This window comes from Asticcacaulis sp. (genome assembly GCF_020217185.1).
Taxonomy (GTDB): Bacteria; Pseudomonadota; Alphaproteobacteria; order Caulobacterales; family Caulobacteraceae; genus Asticcacaulis.
The window spans coordinates 1-19,061 of sequence record NZ_JAIWNX010000180.1; the positions used below are offsets into that span (position 1 = coordinate 1).

Annotated in this window: 18 protein-coding genes; 10 read left to right on the plus strand and 8 right to left on the minus strand. The window is 60.7% G+C overall.

Annotation, left to right across the window (positions count from 1 at the left end):
• Positions 1–25 precede the first annotated feature (25 nt).
• On the minus strand, positions 26–454 hold the full coding sequence (locus LDL37_RS08845; RefSeq protein ID WP_290796912.1) for an NUDIX hydrolase: 429 nt from the start codon (positions 452–454) through the stop codon (positions 26–28).
• Between the two features lie 63 nt (positions 455–517).
• Between LDL37_RS08845 and LDL37_RS08850 the strand changes: the two genes are divergently transcribed.
• Entirely contained in the window at positions 518–1,951 is a 1,434-nt protein-coding gene (locus LDL37_RS08850; RefSeq protein ID WP_290796915.1) for an FAD-binding oxidoreductase, read from the plus strand.
• 192 nt (positions 1,952–2,143) lie between these two features.
• Here the strand turns inward: LDL37_RS08850 and LDL37_RS08855 are convergent, their stop codons facing one another.
• Positions 2,144–2,995: a response regulator gene (locus LDL37_RS08855; protein ID WP_290796918.1), complete on the minus strand. Its 852-nt coding sequence runs from the start codon at positions 2,993–2,995 to the stop codon at positions 2,144–2,146.
• 293 nt (positions 2,996–3,288) lie between these two features.
• On the opposite strand from LDL37_RS08855, the gene yaaA reads away from it, so the two are divergent.
• Positions 3,289–4,050, plus strand: a complete 762-nt coding sequence (gene yaaA, locus LDL37_RS08860; RefSeq protein WP_290796921.1) for a peroxide stress protein YaaA — start codon at positions 3,289–3,291, stop codon at positions 4,048–4,050.
• A 142-nt stretch (positions 4,051–4,192) separates the two neighbouring features.
• On the opposite strand, the gene LDL37_RS08865 is transcribed toward yaaA, so the two are convergent.
• On the minus strand, positions 4,193–5,122 hold the full coding sequence (locus tag LDL37_RS08865; RefSeq protein WP_290796924.1) for an L-threonylcarbamoyladenylate synthase: 930 nt from the start codon (positions 5,120–5,122) through the stop codon (positions 4,193–4,195).
• Positions 5,123–5,348: 226 nt separating this feature from the next.
• Positions 5,349–6,617: a YceI family protein gene (locus LDL37_RS08870; RefSeq protein WP_290796927.1), complete on the minus strand. Its 1,269-nt coding sequence runs from the start codon at positions 6,615–6,617 to the stop codon at positions 5,349–5,351.
• Positions 6,618–6,834: 217 nt separating this feature from the next.
• Here LDL37_RS08870 and LDL37_RS08875 point away from each other — a divergent pair, with 217 nt between their 5' ends.
• A complete protein-coding gene (locus tag LDL37_RS08875; RefSeq protein WP_290796930.1) occupies positions 6,835–8,589 on the plus strand; it encodes an acyl-CoA dehydrogenase in 1,755 nt (584 codons plus the stop codon).
• 3 nt (positions 8,590–8,592) lie between these two features.
• On the opposite strand, the gene LDL37_RS08880 is transcribed toward LDL37_RS08875, so the two are convergent.
• On the minus strand, positions 8,593–9,468 hold the full coding sequence (locus LDL37_RS08880; protein WP_290796933.1) for a serine protease: 876 nt from the start codon (positions 9,466–9,468) through the stop codon (positions 8,593–8,595).
• Between the two features lie 152 nt (positions 9,469–9,620).
• Here LDL37_RS08880 and LDL37_RS08885 point away from each other — a divergent pair, with 152 nt between their 5' ends.
• A complete protein-coding gene (locus LDL37_RS08885; protein WP_290796936.1) occupies positions 9,621–11,879 on the plus strand; it encodes a S9 family peptidase in 2,259 nt (752 codons plus the stop codon).
• A gap of 240 nt (positions 11,880–12,119) precedes the next feature.
• Positions 12,120–12,665 (plus strand): GNAT family N-acetyltransferase, encoded by a 546-nt coding sequence (locus tag LDL37_RS08890; protein ID WP_290796939.1) that lies wholly within the window; start codon positions 12,120–12,122, stop codon positions 12,663–12,665.
• 220 nt (positions 12,666–12,885) lie between these two features.
• Here LDL37_RS08890 and phaP read toward each other — a convergent pair whose 3' ends face one another.
• Entirely contained in the window at positions 12,886–13,320 is a 435-nt protein-coding gene (gene phaP, locus LDL37_RS08895) for a TIGR01841 family phasin (RefSeq protein WP_290796942.1), read from the minus strand.
• 507 nt (positions 13,321–13,827) lie between these two features.
• Here phaP and LDL37_RS08900 point away from each other — a divergent pair.
• Entirely contained in the window at positions 13,828–15,144 is a 1,317-nt protein-coding gene (locus tag LDL37_RS08900; protein WP_290796945.1) for a D-alanyl-D-alanine carboxypeptidase, read from the plus strand.
• A 20-nt stretch (positions 15,145–15,164) separates the two neighbouring features.
• Here LDL37_RS08900 and LDL37_RS08905 read toward each other — a convergent pair whose 3' ends face one another.
• Both LDL37_RS08905 and LDL37_RS08910 read right to left on the minus strand, forming a co-directional pair.
• Positions 15,165–15,605, minus strand: coding sequence for a molecular chaperone DnaJ (locus LDL37_RS08905; RefSeq protein ID WP_290796948.1), 441 nt, complete (start codon positions 15,603–15,605; stop codon positions 15,165–15,167).
• 27 nt (positions 15,606–15,632) lie between these two features.
• Entirely contained in the window at positions 15,633–16,514 is an 882-nt protein-coding gene (locus LDL37_RS08910) for a division plane positioning ATPase MipZ (protein WP_290796951.1), read from the minus strand.
• A 191-nt stretch (positions 16,515–16,705) separates the two neighbouring features.
• Here LDL37_RS08910 and LDL37_RS08915 point away from each other — a divergent pair, with 191 nt between their 5' ends.
• Genes LDL37_RS08915 through radC form a run of 4 tightly spaced genes read left to right on the plus strand, consistent with a single transcriptional unit; the run spans position 16,706 to position 18,868 of the window.
• Positions 16,706–16,975, plus strand: coding sequence for a type II toxin-antitoxin system ParD family antitoxin (locus LDL37_RS08915; protein WP_290796954.1), 270 nt, complete (start codon positions 16,706–16,708; stop codon positions 16,973–16,975).
• Complete coding sequence (locus LDL37_RS08920) at positions 16,968–17,258, plus strand: type II toxin-antitoxin system RelE/ParE family toxin (protein WP_290796957.1); 291 nt, start codon at positions 16,968–16,970, stop codon at positions 17,256–17,258. Before LDL37_RS08915 ends, LDL37_RS08920 begins: the two co-directional genes overlap by 8 nt.
• Before the next feature lie 37 nt (positions 17,259–17,295).
• Positions 17,296–18,108 (plus strand): type I methionyl aminopeptidase, encoded by an 813-nt coding sequence (gene map, locus LDL37_RS08925; RefSeq protein ID WP_013480514.1) that lies wholly within the window; start codon positions 17,296–17,298, stop codon positions 18,106–18,108.
• A gap of 10 nt (positions 18,109–18,118) precedes the next feature.
• A complete protein-coding gene (radC, locus tag LDL37_RS08930) occupies positions 18,119–18,868 on the plus strand; it encodes a DNA repair protein RadC (RefSeq protein WP_290796961.1) in 750 nt (249 codons plus the stop codon).
• Positions 18,869–19,061 lie beyond the last annotated feature (193 nt).

Sequence of the window (19,061 nt, forward strand, 5' to 3'; positions counted from 1 at the left end):
ATACAGGATTATACGTGGACTGCCCTCATAGTCGAAGGGGTCTTGACAGGGTGACCACATCCTTCAGATCATCCTCGATCAGAAGACGCAACGCTTCCTCATAGGCCACGAACCGCGCTTCGTCGGCATCGTCCGCCGCCAATGGCTCGCCCGCCGTCCATTGGGCCACATAGTCGATCAGCACCAGATGAAAGCCATCCGGATGGGTGTCGCTGCCCGGCTCGATGATCTCATAGACCTCGATCAGCGGCCCCAGCCGCGCCTCAACGCCCGTCTCTTCGCGCAGTTCACGCAAGGCCGTGTCTTTGAGAGATTCGAAGCGCTCGACCTTGCCGCCGGGGATCGACCACTGGCCTTTGCGCGGCTCGCGTCCACGACGGATTAGCAGAACTTCATCATCGCGCCAGCAAACAACGCCCACCGCCGGGACCGGACGCTCGATTTTGGCTTGCACTTGACGATTCTCCGTTTAAACCCCGCTCCATATATCGCACGCCTGTTTGCAGGGATACGCCGCATGACCGCCACCGCCGATTTCGCCCAATGCCCTCCCGTCGCGCCCGAAGTGATCGCTGAGATCAAGGCCGTGGTTGGTGAGGCTGGCTGGTCTGACGACGAACTGCGCGTGACGGCCAAGCTGACCGAATGGCGCGGCAAGTGGAAGGGCCACACGCCGCTGCTGGTCCTGCCGAAGACCACCGAAGAACTGTCGCAGGTCGTCAAAATCTGCAACGCCCACGGCGTGGCCATCACCCCTCAGGGCGGCAATACGGGACTGGTCGGCGGTCAGATTCCGTTTGGCGAAATCCTTGTATCGCTGGAGCGTATGCGCGCCATCCGCGACGTAGCCCCGACCGATGACACCATGGTGCTGGAGGCCGGGATCACCCTCCTTGAGGCGCAGGAGATTGCCGATAAGGCCAATCGCTTCTTCCCCCTGTCACTGGCCGCTGAGGGCACGGCGACGGTCGGCGGCGTGATCAGCACCAATGCCGGCGGCACGGCGGTGCTGCGGTACGGCGTGACGCGCGATCTGGTCTCCGGCCTTGAGGTCGTCCTGCCCAATGGGGAGATTTTCAATGGCCTCAAGCGCCTGCGTAAGGACAATACCGGCTACGACCTCAAGCAGATGTTCATTGGCGCCGAAGGCACGCTGGGCATCATCACCGCCGCTTCGCTCAAGCTGTTCCCGGTGATGAATTCGCGCTGCGTGGCCATTGTCGGCTTTGAAACCGCGCAGAAGGCCATCGACCTTCTGGGTCGCGCCAAACAGGAAACCGGCGGTCAGGTCGAAGCCTTTGAGCTGATGGGCCGCTATGGCCTGTCGCTGGTGCTGAAAAACATCCCCGATACGCGCGAGCCTCTGGAAGGGGAATACCCCTGGTACGCCCTGATCGAGGTGGCGTCCGGCGATCCTGATGGCGCGGAAGGCTCGATGGAGCGCCTGCTGACGGCGGCGTTTGAAGAAGAGTTGATCGTCGATGCGGCCATTGCCCAGAACGAAACCCAGGCCGCGGCCTTCTGGCGTCTGCGCGAAGAGCACTCCGCCGCCGAAAAGGTCGAGGGCGCGGCGTGGAAGCACGACGTCTCCGTGCCCCTGTCGCAGATGGCCGACTATATCGAAAAGGGCGCGGCGGCGGTCGAAGCCTTCCTGCCCGGCGCACGTCTGGTCACCTTCGGCCACGTCGGCGACGGCAATGTGCACTTTAATGTCATCGTCCCCGAAGGCATGGACGCCGCCGAATTTAACGCCCTGCGCGATCAGGGGGCCAAGGTGGTGCACGATCTGGTGCATCAGTACGAAGGCTCGATCTCGGCCGAACACGGTCTGGGGCGCATGAAGACGCAGGAGGCCCTGCAATACAAGGACCCGGCCGCGGTCGAAGCCATGCGCGCCATTCGTCTGGCGCTCGATCCGAAGCGCATCATGAACCCACACGTTCTGTTCTAAGGCGGATACGCGCTTCGGTTTTTTGGTTGCGCTAACGCTTCGCTCCTTGAGCGCGGGCGCATCATGAACCCGCACGTTCTGTTCTAAGGCGGATACGCGCTTCGGTTTTTTGTTGCGCTAACGCTTCGCTCCTTGAGCGCGGGCGCATCATGAACCCGCACGTCCTGTTTTAAATCGAAAACAATATCCGGCTCAGCCGACCTTTGTCGGGTCCAGAGCGGCCTTGGCCTCTTCGTTGCGCGCCTGAATGCGGTGCTTGGCCATGCGCGCCACAGCCGTCATAAGTTCGGGTATGACGAACGGTTTGGGCAAAAGTTCATCCGCTCCGGCATCCTTGGCCGCCGCCAGCACGTGCATGGCGCCAATCTTGTCATTGATGCCTTCGGACATGGCCAGGGTGCGGATGTGCGGATAGTCCTTGCGTAACTGCATGATACCCTCGACCCCGCCCATGCCGGGGATGAGCACAGCGGTTATTACCGCATCGACCAGACCCAGATTATGGTCAAACAGCACGTCTTCCATCGTGTTGGCGACACTGACCCTGTAACCCACCTGTTGCAGGGTCATGCCGATAAAGGTGCGCAGTTGCACGTCCGGATCAACGACCAGCACATGGAAGTCCGTCTGCCGTGCGCGGTGAAACTTGAGCGTCTCAGCCAGCAATATTTTCAGTTCAGACGGATCGACGGGTTTGGGCAGCATGAAATCCGCCCCGGCCTGCAAGGCCTGCTCGCGGACCTTTTGAGTGGCGCCCGCGCCCTTCCAGACAAAGGACATCAGGGCAATCGGCGTATCCTGCATCAGGCCTTTGAGGCTGCCGACCTTTTTCAGCATGTCCACGCCATCGACATAACCATCCATAACCAGCAGTTGAAAGCGGTTATGCTGTAGCGTGCGCGTCGCCATCACCTCATTGAAACACAGCACAGACGTCCAGTTCTGACGGCTCAGTTGACGCGCCATTTCACGCGCCTGATCCCGGTCGGAATCGAGCACAAGCACGCTGCCGTAAGTTGCGGAAGGCCCTCTTTCCGCGTTCATCTTTGCCCCTTAGCTCACAGTGAGGTACGCTACGCCTAATTAAACACAGAACAAGGTTCGGAATTTGCAGTTAAATTCCTTAAAAATTTAGAAATATAACATTTTACCCAATGAAAGCCGCTTTAAAACTCGCCAAAAACGCGCATTTTTATTTTATCCTTATCAAATCTTTATTTGAAAAATACATTTACAGGCATTCCGCGCCGACGCCACAGATACGCCACCGCACGATTGAATACACCATTGCCCGCAAACCCCTTTGCAGCGCAGGGATTCGCCGTTAAACAAACCGCATGATCCTGCTGCTTTCCCCTGCCAAATCCCTGGACGAAACGCCGGTTTCTCCACCCCTGCCGACCAGCGAGCCGCGCTTTACCCGTGAGACCCAGAGCCTGCTCAAGGTCATGAAGGGCAAAAAACCGGCTGACCTTCAGCGGCTGATGGATATTTCGGCCAGGCTGGGTGAACTGAACCATCAGCGCTACAAAGCCTTTGCCGATCAGGCCGCCCTGCCCGCCGCCCTGATGTTCGACGGCGATGTCTATACGGGCCTGAAGGCGCGCGATCTTGATGCCGACGGGCTGGCCTTTGCGCAGGATCACGTGCGGATATTATCGGGCCTGTATGGTCTGCTGCGCCCGCTCGACCTGATCCGGCCCTATCGGCTGGAAATGGGCACCGGTCTGGAAACGGGCAAGGGCAGTACCCTCTACGCCTTCTGGGGCGACCGCATCGCCAAAGAGATCGTGGCGGATGCGAAAGCCACGGGCAGCGACACGGTGCTCAATCTGGCCAGTCAGGAATATGCCCGCGCCGCCCTGACAAAGGCGTTGAAGCTGAAAGTCATTGAGGTGAAATTTCTCGAGATCAAGGGCGACAAGACCTCGATGATTTCCTTCTTTGCCAAGAAGGCGCGCGGCCTGATGGCGCGCTACGTCATCGACCACCGCATTACCGATCCGCAAGCGGCCAAGGCCTTCGACTCCGAAGGCTATCGCTTTGTGCCGGAACAGTCGTCCGAGACGGTATGGACCTTTTCGCGCAAGCACCCCTGAAAAATTTTGAAACCACAGATGACACAGATGGCACAGATTAGGATGGGTTCTGATCCGGCAGAGAGGGTGTAACGCAATTGCAGGTGCCGAAGCGCCAATCTGTGTAATCTGTGAAATCTGTGGTTATAAGCAATGTGGCGCTCTACCCGACAAACCCCGCCGCACGTTTGAGGCGGTCATTGATCGCCTCCCCCAGACCGTCCGACGGGATCGGCGCGACGCAGATACGGGCGGGCTTATAGGCATCGGCTTCGCGCAGATAGGCGAACAGGTTGGCCGCGGCCTCCGACAGCTTGCCCGTAGGGCTGAGGTTGAGGATTGTCCCCGCAAAATCAACAGCCTTATCCACCGGGCCGAAGGCCAGATACACACAGTCGGCGGGCGGGTTTTGCACATCTATATCCACAGGCGCGTCGGGCGCGTAATGCAGACTGAGGCGGCCCGGTGAGCGGTGCCCTTCGGCGGCGTCATCAGCCAGAGGCCCGACGATCGCCTCGACCTCTCGCCGCGTCACGGCACCGGGGCGCAGGTAACGCACATCGCCCAGCAGGCTGACCACCGAAGATTCGAGCCCGACCTGACAATCACCGCCATCGACCGATGCCCCGACAAAGGCCCCGGTTTCGCTGAGCGCATCGGCAAAGCGCGTCGGGCTGGGTCGACCTGACCGATTGGCCGAAGGGGCCACCACGCCGCCCGCAAAGCCTTCAAGAAGGGCGCGCGCCAACGGATGCGACGGCACGCGGATTGCCACGCTGTCGAGTCCGGCGCGCGCCAGATCACAGACCTTTTGCGTATCGCGCACCGGCACCACCAGCGTCAGCGGGCCGGGCCAGAAGGCCTGAGCCAAGGCCCGCGCGCGATCGTCAAACACGCCGATGGCTTCGGCCGCCTCCAGCGACGCCACATGCACGATCAGCGGATTAAACCTTGGCCGGCCCTTGGCTTCAAAAACTTTTGCCACCGCTGACGAATCATCGGCACGCGCCCCCAGCCCATAGACCGTCTCGGTCGGCAGGTGGATCAGTTCGCCGCGTTCCAGCGCGGCAATGGCATCGGTAACAGTTGACATAACTCTATCTCTCCTCCCTGTGCCGCAGGCATGGGGAGGTGGCGGCGAGCGAAGCGAGACCGACGGAGGGGGTGGCTCGGTAGCCGGAAGGCCCGAAGCCCTTGAAACAGAGGTGCTATCCCCCTCCACCCTCTGCGCTGCGCTTGAGGGTCCCCTCCCCATCGCTACGCGACAGGGAGGAGAAAAGGATGGCGCGCCATATCACACCATGGCGCGCGCGTAAGCCCTATTTCGTCGTGGCTGTGACCTTGAGGTCGAGCGACACGGCGTTGGGCACAGCGTCGGTTGCCGTCCATTCGCCGGAACCCACCCCATAGTCCAGACGATTAAGTTTGGCGGTGGCGGTCATCACGGCCTGCTTGCCGTTGATTTTCAGCGTAAACGGCAGGTCGAACGGTTTGGTCTGGCCGTGCAGGGTCAGGCGGCCCTTAGCGAGATACTTATCCGGCCCCGTCTGGGTGAAGGTCGTCGCCTTGAAGGTCGCCTTGGGGGTGGCGGCCGTGTTGAAGAAGCTGTCACTTTTCAGCGTGTCGTCGCGGGTGGAATCGCCGCTGTTGACCGAGGCCAGATCAATCACCACCGTCGCCTTCGACTGATCAAGGCGTTGCGGATCGAAGGTGATATCCGCCGTATAGCCGCCGAAACCGCCCTTGATGGCCTCACCGTTAAAGGTGGTGGCGAAATGAATATATGAGGCCGCCTTGCTGACCGTCCAGACGGGCACGGCTGTGGACACCTCTGTGGATGATGAGGCCGATTCTGTGGCCGAGGCCGCTTCACTGGCCACGACTTCGGGTTCGGCTGAGGCGACCGTTTGCACCGCTTCGGGGGCGGCGACGGGGGCTGGCTCCGGCACCTTCGCCCCACGCATCATAAAGGTGGCCAGCACAAACGCGCCTACCACTGCCACCGCCGGCACCAGCCAGCGGACGTTCAGCGCGCTTTGCAGCAGGGTCGGTTTGGGCTCCAGCCCCGGCAACATACGCGTCACCGTGTCGTCCTTGTGGATGAAATGGTGCATAAGCGCTGCGCCGACGTGCAGCGGGATCAGGACGTAGAAGATCAGCTTGGCAAACAGGCCGTGCAGCGCCTCAAACACTTCATGCGTCTCATGGCCCAGCGGCAGGTGCGGGATCGGTACGACGCCGAACCACAGGGTCGGAACCGGCACCTTGGCCGTTGACACCAACGCCCAGCCGCTCAGCGGCAGGCCGATCATCAGCACATAAAAGCCGATATGCACGGCCTTCGCCGCCGCCATCTGCCATTTGGGTCCCTCGATCTCCGGCGGGGCCTTATAGGCCACACGCAGACCGATGCGCACAAAGGTCAGCAAGAGGATCAGGAAGCCCACCGACTTGTGCATCTGATAGCGTGAGAAGAGGCCCCCATCCTTGTCCTCCAGCGTCCAGCCCAGAAAGACCATGTAAAAGATCAGGGCGGCCATGGCCCAATGCAGGTAGCGCGAGGCGCGGTGATAGGTGGCGGGCGTCATGGAACGACTCCTCAGATGTGGGTTGCGAAACACTATGCCAATGCGGCGTGCAAAATCAACGGCTATATGTAACTGATAAAATTACATATCAAGCCCTACCCTGTTTTTGCGCGTCTTTTCCCTTGTGACCTAAGGGAAGTTCACGGAACTGTGAATTTCCCTGCCGCCACGTCATGCGTCATCAGGAATTCAGTAGAATAAAAGCTGAGGAAATCCCATGACCTACCGTGCCCCGCTCGCGGATCTCAAGTTCAGCCTGACGGCGGTAACGGGCATTGAGCGCCTGTACCAGAGTTCCGCCTATCCCGATTTCGACGGCGATCTGCTGGATGCGATTCTCGACGCCGCCGGGCAGTTGTCCGAAGAGGTGCTGGCCCCGCTCAACCGCGTTGGCGATACGCACGGCGCGAAGCTCGAAAACGATAAGGTCACGGTAGCGCCCGGCTTTGCCGAAGCCGTTTCCGCCTTTGCCGAAGGCGGCTGGGCCGGTCTGGGCGCCCCTGCGGAACACGGCGGGCAGGCCATGCCCAAGGCGCTGGAAATGGCCGCCTATGAGATGTTTCACGCCGCCAATATGGCCTTTGCCCTCTATCCCACCCTGTCGCAGGCGGCCATCGAGGCTTTGCACCACCACGGCACCGAGCGTCAGAAGGCGCTCTATCTGCCGCATCTGACCAGTGGCGAATGGTCGGGCACCATGAACCTGACCGAGCCGCAAGCGGGCTCCGATCTGGCGCTTCTCACCAGTCAGGCCGTGCCCGACGGCGATGCCTACCGCCTGACCGGGCAGAAAATCTATATCACCTGGGGTGATCACGAAACGCGCGACAATATCCTGCATCTGGTGCTGGCGCGACTTCCCGGCGCACCTGAAGGGACGCGCGGTATCTCTCTGTTTTTATGCCCGAAATACCTCGTCAATGACGACGGCTCTCTGGGTGAACGCAATGCCCTGCGCGCCGTTGGGTTGGAACACAAGCTGGGCATCCATGCCTCGCCCACCTGCGTCATGGCGTTTGAGGGCGCGAAGGCCGAACTGGTCGGGCAGCCGCATCAGGGACTGATGGCCATGTTCACCATGATGAACGCCGCGCGTCTGGCCGTCGGCGTACAGGGCGTGGGCATTGCCGAGCGCGCCTATCAGCAGGCGCTGGCCTATGCGCGTGATCGTCGTCAGGGCAATTCGGTTCTCACCGGCGAGAAGAAGGCCCCGATCTTCGATCACCCGGATGTGCGCCTGATGCTGGCCCTATCCAAGGCGAAGATCGAAGCGGCCCGCGGCATCTGCCTGCTGACGGCCATAGCCGCCGACGACTATCGCCTGAACGCCGACGCCCGCGTGAAGCGCCGTGAGGATTTTCTGGTCCCCGTCGCCAAGGCGTGGGCGACCGATATCGGTGTCGAAGTGGCCTCAGCCGGAGTGCAGGTGCACGGCGGCATGGGCTTTATCGAAGAGACCGGCGCGGCCCAGCATTACCGCGACGCGCGCATTGCCCCCATCTATGAAGGCACCAATGGCATTCAGGCCGGCGACCTTGTGGGGCGCAAGCTGGGCGACGACGCGGCTTCGGCACTGGAGCTTAAAGCCGATATCCAATCCTATATTCAAAACAATGATCTAAGTGACGATCTTAAAACGTCCGTCACACCGCTTGAAACCGCCCTGACGGCATTTGAGGCCGCCAGCCTGTGGCTGGTGGCGCAGAAGAAAGCCCGACCGGCAGACGTTCAGGCCGGGGCCACCGCCTATCTGAAACTGACCGGCGACGTGGTCGGCGGTTACGTCCTGCTGCGCGGCGCGGTCGAAGCGACGGCGCGTCTCAAAACCAACGACGGCGATCCCGCATGGCTGAAGGCCAAGGTCGAACTGTGGAAGCTCTATGCCGCGCACATCCTGTCGCACGCGCAGGCCCTGCACACCGCCATCACCGCCGGAGCGGCCTCGCTGGAGACCCTGTCCGAGGGGCTCTGAGGCTCAGGGCTTGCTCTTGGATTGTCCGGCCGCTGCCGCGCCGGCGGCCTCTCTGGGGGAGAGCTTTTTCGGCACAATCACCACCGGCGGCGGCGCAGCCGATGAGGTGACGCCGACCTTGACGCCGGGGGCCTGCCCCCGCGCGACGAACAACTGCTCGATGGTCTGGCGCACAAAGACGGCATGGGTGACGAGGCCCAGCTCAAGACGCTGGGCATTGACCTCCACCTGCTTGGTCAGGATACCGGACACCAGAGTCGCCTTCGGCGCATCGGCCCCCGGCGCGCGCTCGGTATGTTCGGTCATAAACACCGGCCCGCCGGAATTGCCCGGAATGGCCGTCAGGTCGATCAGAAAGGTCGGGAAGCTCGATACCGGCCCCACCGGATAGGAGGCCAGCCGACCGGCGCGCAGGATGGGAAAACCGATCGTATTAGCCGAATAGCCGTGCGGATAGCCGAGCGTCATCATCTCGTCGCCGGGCGAGACGTGCCACTGATCGAACGAGCGCTCATCGGCCAGCCAGCTCAAAGGGATGGCCTTGTCCTTATAGGACGGTGGCACCTGAACGGCGATGACGGCAATGTCCTGCTTGGGGTTTTGCGTCCACAGAGGCCCGGCATCGGTGCGGATGGGGATGCGGGTGGGGCTATATTGCCAGGTGCCATTGGCGGCCTTGACGCGCCAGCCGATACGCACTTCGTTCTGCGGCATACGCTCAAAGACGTGGGCGGCGGTGACCAGCACCACTTCGGGGGCGGCCCCTTCGCGCGGAACGGACACAAGGAAGCCTGTACCCACCATGCGCTTCTGATCATTGACCGGCTGGTCAATCTGAACGGTGGCTTCGATCAGGTCGAGGGTCAGGTCAGCATCCATATCCTATGTCTTACCCCCCAAATGGGCCAAAACCATGCCCAAAGCACCATCACAAATAAACAAGGCGTAAGTTGACGTCCGGTGGTGGATCGTATCAACCTGTTACCCAATTCATCCTTGCGTCCCGAATGCAATTTGTCAAAGGTGCCCCTATGAAAAACCCGCCGGTTCGTGGCCTCAATCGCCGAAATTTCCTGAATTATAGCGCCGGGGCCACCGTGGCCCTCAACGCCGGTCTGGTGGCTGCCCCTTCCTCCGTCTTCGCCGCAGAGAGTCTGATGTCCAAAACCTCCGCCCCCAAGCCCCTGAAAAAGCCGCACACGATCGAGCAACTGGGCTTCAAGCGCACCGACGACTATTTCTGGATGAAGGACGACAACTGGCAGGCCGTACTGCGCGATCCCGCTGCCATCAAGGCCGACGTCAAGGCGCAATTGATCGAGGAAAACGCCTATACGGCTGCCCTGCTCAAGCCGACCGAGGCGCTTCAAACGACCATTTTCGAAGAGATCAAGGGCCGTATCAAAGAAGACGATTCGTCGGTGCCTGCGCCCGATGGCCAGTGGGAATATTATGTCCGCTACAATATCGGCGGTCAGCACCCAATCAATGCCCGCAAGCCGCGCAGCAAGGACAAGATCAGCAGCGAAACCGTGCCCTTCGCCAAGATCCCGGCCGATGAGCAAATCCTGCTGGACGAAGACGCCGCCGCCAAGGGCCACGAATATTATTCAACGGCCACCACGACCCACAGCCCCGATCATACGCTCTACGCCTGGGCCGAGGACACGCAAGGCTCTGAGGTCTATAAGATATACGTCAAAGACCTCGCCACAGGGCAAGTGCTGGGCACGCCGGTCGAAAGCGCCACCGGCGATTTCGTCTTCACGCCGGATTCGCAATATATCTTCTGGACCTTCCGCGACGATAATGGTCGCCCGTCCAAACTCTACCGCCGCCCCGCCAAGGGTGGTGAGGACGTGCTGGTCTATGAGGAAACCGATCCCGGCTTCTTCATGGGCGTTGGCCTGACCTCGGATGAGCAATTCATCCTGATCAGCATCAATGACCACGAAACCTCGGAGGCGCGTCTGATCCCGGCCAAAACGCCGACCGCTGCCCCCGTGGTCGTTGAGGCGCGTCACACGGGCGTGCAATACAGCGTCGATCACTGGGACGATCGCTTTGTTATCCTGACCAATGCCGACGGCGCGGTCGATTTCCAGATCATGACCTCAACCGCGGCCGTCCCGGCGCGCTCAACATGGAAGCCGTGGATCGCGCACCGTCCGGGCATCTATGTCACCGGTTTTGGCCTGTTCAAGGGCCACATGGTACGTACCGAACGCGAAAACGCCAATTCGCGCATCGTCATCACCAAAAAGGCCGACCTCAGCGAGCACGAGATCGCGGTGAAGGAAGAGGCCTATGCGCTGGGCCTCGGCGGGTCGATGGAATACGACACGACGGTGATGCGCTACACCTATACCTCACCGACCACCCCGGCCCAGACCTATGATTACGACATGGCGACCAAGGAACGGGTGCTGCGCAAGACGCAGGTCGTGCCGTCGGGCCACAACCCCGCCGACTATGTCGCCAAGCGTCTTTATGCCAAGGCGTCGGATGGGGCAGAGGTGCCGGTGACGGTGCTGATGAAAAAGGATACCAGGCTGGACGGCTCGGCGCCCATGCTGCTCTACGGCTACGGCTCCTACGGCATTTCGATGGAGCCGACCTTCTCGGTTTCGACCCTCAGCCTCGTCAATCGCGGCTTTATCTACGCCATTGCGCATATCCGCGGCGGCACGGAAAAGGGCTATAACTGGTTCCTCGAAGGTCGAAAGTTCAAGAAAAAGAACACCTTTACCGACTTTATTGCCGCGGCGGAGCATCTGATCGCCAATGGCTATGGCGCCAAGGGCCGCATCGTGGCGCAGGGCGGTTCGGCCGGCGGTATGCTGATGGGGGCCATTGCCAATCTGCGGCCGGACCTGTGGGGCGGCGTGATCGGTCAGGTACCGTTCGTCGATGTGCTCAACACCATGAGCGACACCTCTCTGCCGCTGACGCCACCCGAATGGCCGGAATGGGGTAATCCACTGGAGGACAAGGCGGCTTACGAATATATCGCCTCCTATTCGCCCTATGACAATGTGACGGCCAAGGCCTATCCGCCGGTTCTGGCCACGGGCGGCCTGTCCGATCCGCGCGTCACCTACTGGGAGCCGATGAAGTGGGCCTCCAAGCTGCGTGAATACACCACATCGGGGTCGCCCATCCTGCTCAAGATCAATATGGAGGCCGGGCACGGCGGGGCTTCGGGGCGTTTTGATCGCCTTAAGGAAACCGCGCTCAACTACGCCTTCGCCATCTGGGCGCTGGACAAGGGCTGGACCAAGCCTGCGTAAACCTGCTCTCCTCCCTGCGGCTTTGCCGTGGGGAGGTGGCATTTGAGCGATAGCGAAAATGACGGAGGGGGATACCTCCGAAGGCGTTGCAGACTCAGTCCTTGAACCAGATATCTCGTCAGATATCGCGTTTGAGGAAAGGCCTGAGTCATCCCCCTCCGTCAATCCGCTTCGCGTCCTGACACCTCCCGATGCCTTCGGCACAGGGAGGAGAAACCGACTGTTCTGTTAGAGCTTCCCATGCCCGAAATCCGTAAGGTTCAGGTCACCGACTTCGCCGCCATAGCCGAAATCTACAAGGACGGAGTGCTGAACGGCACCGGCACCTTCGATATCGTACCGCCGGGCGAGGACGCCATGCGGGCGCGTTGGCAGGAATTGCGGGGCATGAACCTGCCCTATCTGGTGGCGACCGAAGGCGATAGCGTCATCGGCTATGCCTATGCCTCGCCGTTTCGGGCACGCATCGCCTATCGCTACGGGGTCGAGGACAGCATCTATGTCCACCCCGCGCACAAGGGCAAGGGCGTGGGCAAGGCCCTGCTCAGCGCCCTGATAGCGGCTTCGACCGAGGCCGGCTTCTACGCCATGTACGCCGTGATCGGTGACGCCGAAAACACGGGCTCGATCCGCCTGCATGAACAGGCAGGCTTTGAACATACGGGCAAGCTGCCCAAGGCCGGCTATAAGTTCGACCGCTGGCTGGATGTGATCTTCATGAGCAAGCCCCTGCGCCCGACCGACGGCCCGGCGCAAGGCATGGGCTGGGCGGGCAAAGAGAATTAGCCACTAAAAACACGAAAAAAAACGAACCTCAGACCACAGATACGTTGCGTGAAACGCCCGACATACTGTTGCCGCAAAAACTGACAGCGCCGCCTCGGCGCATCTGGCCCCGCAGCCTTTTACAGCTTTTCGTGTTTTTCGTGGCCAAATTCCTTTCGTGTCCAAAAAAAATCCCCGCAGTTGCCTGCGGGGATTAATCTTTTTCAGACCGTACCGTCGATTAACGGTAGGACTGGAACTTTTCGACGGTCGCCGTCATGCGCGCGTTGAGCGGCTTGAAGGTGTCCTTGAACGAGGCCGACAGGGTCTCGGTCAGGGCGTTCATTTCCGACACGTAGGCTTCGAGCGCCGACTTGGCGTAGGACGACTGAAGCTCGATCACTTCCTGCACCGACTTGGCCGAAGACAGGGTCTTGGCAGCCGTAACGGCCTCTTCCCAGCTCTTCTTGGTGTAGGCCGCGGCCTGCGCGCCGACCGTTTCCGCGCCCTTGGTGGCGGCGGTCAGGCTTTCGACGACGGCCTCAACATTGGCCTTCGACAGGGTGTTGACTTCGTTCAGGGCGCCGAGCGTCTTTTCAACGCCGTCCTTGAAGGCTTGGTTGGACGCAACGGTCATTTTTTCGACGGTCGCCTTGTAGGTTTCGGTATCCACCATGGCAGTCTCTCCACTCAGGGTTAGGCGGGGTGTCCGCAAACCGGGCTGAACACGACCTAAGAGGTAAAAGCGTCGCCCGTAATGACCCTGTGTATAACGCGGATGCAGCATGAGGTCAATAAATATTGTGCAGCGCACAAAAACCTAACGCGATTGTGATGCGCTTTCCTCACCCTGCGGACGAATCCGGGCGCATTTTGGCCAAAAATACGCGCTTTTGTAAGACGCTGGTAAGGAAATCGGGCGTTCTGATTAAGGATGAATGAATTGAGGCTGACAGGCCTGGCTTTCCATGGTCTTATGTCACCTTCGCGTCTTGACTAAGGTCGGTTTTGTCCTTGGCCGGGGTTGCGCGGGCATCCAAAATACCTCCCCTTGCGGCGTTTGGTCGCCGTTCAGTCAGTAGCAGCGTAAAAGCGGGATATGCGAATGCGTCAGAAAATGTCTCACACGGCCCCGACACGGAACCCGGTCAGGGTCGCGGCGAAAGCGGTCAATTTGCGGGCCATGCTGGCAACGATCGCTACGGCTCTGGCGCTGATTGGCGTGCTGGTCGTATCGCCCGCCCGCGCTCAGGACCCGGCCGCCAGCGACCGCTATGCGGCCATAGTGGTCGATGCGCAGTCGGGTGAGGTCTTTTACGCCATGCGCGCCGATTCGCCGCGCTACCCCGCCTCCCTGACCAAGATCATGACGCTGTACATGGCATTTGAGGAGATGGCGCAGGGCCGCCTGAAGCCCGATGACGTCATCACCCTCTCCGCTTACGCCGCGTCCATGCCGCCCACCAAGTCGGGTCTGAAAGCCGGCGACACCATCACGGTTGATATGGCCATGCGCCTGATCGCCGCCTACTCCGCCAACGATCTGGCCGCCGCGCTCGGTGAGCATATCGGTGGCTCGGAGCAGCGCTTTGCCGCCCTGATGACCGTCAAGGCGCAGGAGCTGGGCATGACGCGCTCCAACTTCGTCAATGCCTCGGGCCTGCCCGATTCGCGTCAGGTGTCTTCGGCGCGCGACTTCGCGGTTCTGGCGCGCGCGGTCATGCGCGACTTCCCGCAATATTACGAATATTTCCACGTGCGGTCGGTGCAATTCAATGGCCGCACCTATTCGAACCACAATCCGCTGCTGGCCTATCCCGGCGTCGATGGCATGAAGACCGGCTTTATCAACGCCGCCGGCTATAACCTCGTCGCGTCGCAGCGCAAAGGCAATCACCGCCTGATCGCCGTCATGCTGGGCGGCTCGAACAAGGCGCAGCGCCGCGAACACGTCAGCACGCTGATGAATACCGGATTTGATGTCTTCGCCCGCCGTGAAAAAGGTGAGCAGATCGTTGTGGCCCAAAACGAATTCCGCAGCGCCATGGCTCCCAAATATCAGGTGGTGGGCGATTCCAATGCCCTGATGGCCGCCCTTGACGCGCAGGACGACGAAGACGGCACCACCGTGCAACGCCTGTCCGGCACCGCCAAGGCCCCGGCCGTGGTGGCCGCGCTCAGCAAGGCCGAAAAGGCCGCCGAGGAGAAGGCCGCGGCCAAAAAGACCTCGACCACCGCCGCCGCCAAAAAGAAGAAAAAAGACCCGGACGCCATCTGGGCGGTGCAGGTCGGGGCCTTCAAGCAGAAGTCGCTGGCCGCCGACTGGGCCAAGGACATCAAGAAGCGCTTCCCGATCCTCAAAGGCTTTGAAACCGACGTGTCGGAAAACGACGCTGGCCGCTATCGCACGCGCTTTATCGACATGACCAAGGCCGAGGCGCAAAAGGCCTGCAAGGCCATCGAGGCCAAGCGTCTCGATTGCATGGTGGTGAAGTCGTAAGGTTTACGGCTGTGCTGAAGCTATTTTTGCTTCAATAACGTGTCCCGCGCGGCATTGAGTTTTGCCGCCAACGCATCCGAGCCGCCCTGATCCGGGTGTGCCGCCTTCATACGCTGTTTCCATGCCTTGACGATGGCGCGGCGATCCGCCCCGACCTCCAGCCCCAGCGTGCGATAGGCCTCGATCTCGGCCTGTGTCCACGCCCCCGTCGGTCTGGGCTCACGGCGATACCGCGCCCCGCCCGCCATGGCAAAGGCGATGGACACCAGAATGCTGGCCAGAATATATTGTCCTCGCGCCACGCAAACGACACCCGCCATGGCCACGGCCACGGCCCCTACGGCGATCAGGGCGCGCTTTTGCCTGATCCACGGACCGGGTTTGAGCTTCCCCAGACGCGACTGACGTCCAACCCAGACCATCAGGACAAAGGCGGCAGCGGCGGCAATGATCAGATACACAGGGCGTTGTCCCGGACGGGGGCAGAATTACTCCGCCGCTTCGAAATCGTCCTCGTCCGTTTCTAGCTGAGGCCCCAGTTCCGTCAACTGTTCCGACACCGCCGCCGCGTTTTCGAGATCGAGAGCCAGCATGACGGCACGGATTTCGGCGCGCGCCGAGACGTGCGCCATGGACACGGCCACGGGCTTGATCTCCTCGCTGAGGTCGAGCACCGTTAACCCAAATGGGAACAGTTCGCGGTACAGCACGCGGTCGCGCAAGCCCGCCGCAACGCGGAAGCCGATCCGTTTGCCCAGCGCCTGAAGCCGGTCGTCGATACGCTTGGCATTGCGCGCCTGATTGGTGGCGAGGCGGTTGCGCAGCACGATCCAGTCGATGGTCTTGCCGTCCCAGGTGGCGCGTACCTTGCGCGAATTCCATACGGTTTCGGCGTAGATGGACGGGCGTTTGACGTCGAGCGTCACCGGATCGACCTGCCCCAAGAGGTCAAAGTCGATAAAGCTGTCGTTCATCGGCGTGATGATGACGTGCGCCACCGCGTGGGCACGGCGCGAAAGGAAGCTGTCGCCGCCCGGCGTGTCGATGATCACATAATCGGCCACGTCGATCGCTTCGCTGAGCGCGCGATCAAAGGCAGCCTTGGCCTCGGCATCCGCTACCTTGACCAGCTCGGCCGGGTTTTTGTGCAGAAACGGCTCAACCGCGTGCGGCAGGATCTTTTCATTGGCCGCCGCCCACTTTTTACGGTTCTCGAAAAAGTGCGCCAGCGAGCGCTGCCGCAGGTCGAGGTCGATAATGGCGACGCGCTTGCCCTGATGCAGCAAGGCGGCCGCCACGTGCATGGCGACGGTGGACTTCCCCGCCCCGCCCTTTTCGTTGCCAAAAACCAGAATACGCGCGTTCGACATAACCCTACTCCACAGCCCGAATCAGCACCTGATCCGGCGCTTTCATATTTGAGGCGCCTCAGCCAAAGGTCAATAATAGGTTAACGATTTAACGTGGACAGAGCGGTGCGCGTCTGCGCCAGCGAACGTCCGTTTTATGAATATTTGTGAATTTTGCTTACTTGATATAGGCTGGGGAGAGAGGTGTTTTGATGGCGACCATGACCGTTTCCCTGCCCGATCAGATGAAGGACTGGATCGAAGAGCTGACGCGCAACGGCGAATATGCCAGCTCCAGCGACTATGTGCGCGATCTGGTGCGTCGCGACCGCGAACGGCGCGCTCAGGAACTGACTCTGGACGATCTGCGGCAGATTATTGATGAGGCGCGCACGGCACCACCTTCCGAGCGCACGGTGGCCGACATTTTTGCCGAGGCCAAACGCCGTACCGCCGCCCGTCAGGACTTTGGACGTGGCTGATTACCGGCTGTCGGCCCGCGCCGAAGGCGACCTGCTCGACATATTCATTTACACGATCGAGCGGTTTGGCCTCGCACAGGCCGAACGCTATCAGCACGACCTGAGGCTCTGTTTCGACCTGCTGGCTGAAAATCCCGGCATGGGGCGGCAGGCAAACGCGGTCGCCGAAGGTGTACGCCGCCACGAACACGGGCGTCACGTGATTTTCTACGAAGTCACGCCTAGCGGTATTCTGATCCTGGCGCTCCTTCACGCCGCCAGTCTCAAAGGCCTTGCGCTTTAGTCTGGCTTTGGCGTCATCAAATGACTATATTGCCGCCATGACCACAGATAGCGATTACATCACCCGCACCGACCGTATCAAAATCCACGGGCCCGAAGGCTTCGAAGGTATGCGCCGCGCCGGCAAGGTCGCCGCCGACTGCCTCGACATGCTGATCCCCTATGTGGTGCCCGGCGTGAAGACCTCCTATCTCGATGATCTGGCGCGGGAATTTATCTTCGACCACGGCGCGCTGCCGGCCTGCGTCTTCTATCGCGGCTATATGCACACCGTGTGTATTTCGCCCAACCACGTCGTCTGTCACGGCATCCCGTCCGAAGCCAAGACGTTGAAAGACGGCGATATCGTCAATATTGACGTCACCGCCATCATTGATGGCTGGCATGGCGATACCTCGCGCATGTATGAGGTCGGCAATGTCAATGCCAAGGCCCGGCGTCTGGTCGATGTGACCTATGAGTCGCTGCATCTGGGGCTGGCGCAGATCAAGCCCGGCAACACCTTCGGCGACATCGCCCACGCCATTCAGAAATACGCCGAAGCCCAGCGGTGCAGCGTCGTGCGCGACTTCTGCGGCCACGGTCTGGGGCAGGTCTTCCACGACAACCCCAATGTCCTGCACTTTGGCCGCGCGGGCACCGGCCCGGTGCTGGAAGAAGGTATGTTCTTCACGGTTGAGCCGATGATCAATCTTGGCCGTCCGGAGGTGAAGGTGCTCAATGACGGCTGGACCGCCGTGACGCGCGACAAGTCGCTGACGGCGCAGTGCGAACACAGTATCGGCGTGACGAAGGACGGGCTGGAAATCTTCACGGCCTCGGATAAGTTCCGCCCCCAACCGGTGAGCTGAGATAGCGGACATGGCTGAGGGGGAGCCACCGACAAGCGAAACCACACTGCGCGACCCCGCCTTGCCCGACCACGGCGGCCATCGTCAGCGGCTGCGCGACCGGGCGCGGCGCGGCGGGATATCGGTTTTGCCCGATTACGAAGTGCTGGAGCTGTTCCTGTTTCGCTCCATCCCGCAACGCGACGTCAAGCCGCTGGCCAAGGCGCTGCTGAGCCGTTTCGGCAGCCTGTCCGCCGTGCTGTCGGCCCCGCTGGAGGACATGCTTCAGGTCTCCGCGCTCGACAACAAGGGCCGGTCGCTGAAGATGACGCCGGACATCGCGCTCGATCTGCAACTGATGTTCGAAGCGACGCGCCGGCTGATGGCCGAGCCATTGAAACGCTCAACGGTCATTTCAAGCTGGCAGGCACTATTGTCGTACCTGCGCGTGACGCTGGCGCACGAACCGCGCGAGCAGTTCCGTCTGCTGTTCCTCGACAAGAAGAACCAACTCATTGCCGATGAGATCATGAACTACGGCACGGTCGATCACGCCCCGGCCTATCCCCGCGAAATCATGCGCCGGGCGCTGGAGCTGTCGGCCTCATCCGTTATTTTAGTCCACAACCACCCTTCCGGCGACCCCATGCCGTCGCAGGGCGATATCGACATGACCAAGGCCATTATCGCCGCCGGGAAACCGCTGAAAATTGCTATCCATGACCACCTGATCGTTGGCCGCGAAGGCGTGCTGAGCATGAAACAGGTCGGCGCAATTTAAACGTCTGCCACGAAAAACACGAAAAAGCACGAAAATAGCGTTCTCATACATCCCGATTGAAGCGCTTTGAAACAGTTAAAGCCACATTTCACCGATGGGTCATACCAAGGGTCATTGAAAATGACTCTTGGTATTCCATTCGAGGATTTCTCATGTCACTGACACATATGAGAAATCCTCGTTTCTTCAACGG

What these genes read in the sequence shown, in the direction of transcription:
- LDL37_RS08850 (WP_290796915.1), top strand. Translation starts at nt 518, where the DNA reads ATGACCGCCACCGCCGATTTCGCCCAATGCCCTCCCGTCGCGCCCGAA.
- LDL37_RS08855 (WP_290796918.1), bottom strand. Translation starts at nt 2,995, where the DNA reads ATGAACGCGGAAAGAGGGCCTTCCGCAACTTACGGCAGCGTGCTTGTG.
- yaaA (WP_290796921.1), top strand. Translation starts at nt 3,289, where the DNA reads ATGATCCTGCTGCTTTCCCCTGCCAAATCCCTGGACGAAACGCCGGTT.
- LDL37_RS08865 (WP_290796924.1), bottom strand. Translation starts at nt 5,122, where the DNA reads ATGTCAACTGTTACCGATGCCATTGCCGCGCTGGAACGCGGCGAACTG.
- LDL37_RS08870 (WP_290796927.1), bottom strand. Translation starts at nt 6,617, where the DNA reads ATGACGCCCGCCACCTATCACCGCGCCTCGCGCTACCTGCATTGGGCC.
- LDL37_RS08875 (WP_290796930.1), top strand. Translation starts at nt 6,835, where the DNA reads ATGACCTACCGTGCCCCGCTCGCGGATCTCAAGTTCAGCCTGACGGCG.
- LDL37_RS08880 (WP_290796933.1), bottom strand. Translation starts at nt 9,468, where the DNA reads ATGGATGCTGACCTGACCCTCGACCTGATCGAAGCCACCGTTCAGATT.
- LDL37_RS08885 (WP_290796936.1), top strand. Translation starts at nt 9,621, where the DNA reads ATGAAAAACCCGCCGGTTCGTGGCCTCAATCGCCGAAATTTCCTGAAT.
- LDL37_RS08890 (WP_290796939.1), top strand. Translation starts at nt 12,120, where the DNA reads ATGCCCGAAATCCGTAAGGTTCAGGTCACCGACTTCGCCGCCATAGCC.
- phaP (WP_290796942.1), bottom strand. Translation starts at nt 13,320, where the DNA reads ATGGTGGATACCGAAACCTACAAGGCGACCGTCGAAAAAATGACCGTT.
- LDL37_RS08900 (WP_290796945.1), top strand. Translation starts at nt 13,828, where the DNA reads ATGCTGGCAACGATCGCTACGGCTCTGGCGCTGATTGGCGTGCTGGTC.
- LDL37_RS08910 (WP_290796951.1), bottom strand. Translation starts at nt 16,514, where the DNA reads ATGTCGAACGCGCGTATTCTGGTTTTTGGCAACGAAAAGGGCGGGGCG.
- LDL37_RS08915 (WP_290796954.1), top strand. Translation starts at nt 16,706, where the DNA reads ATGGCGACCATGACCGTTTCCCTGCCCGATCAGATGAAGGACTGGATC.
- map (WP_013480514.1), top strand. Translation starts at nt 17,296, where the DNA reads ATGACCACAGATAGCGATTACATCACCCGCACCGACCGTATCAAAATC.
- radC (WP_290796961.1), top strand. Translation starts at nt 18,119, where the DNA reads ATGGCTGAGGGGGAGCCACCGACAAGCGAAACCACACTGCGCGACCCC.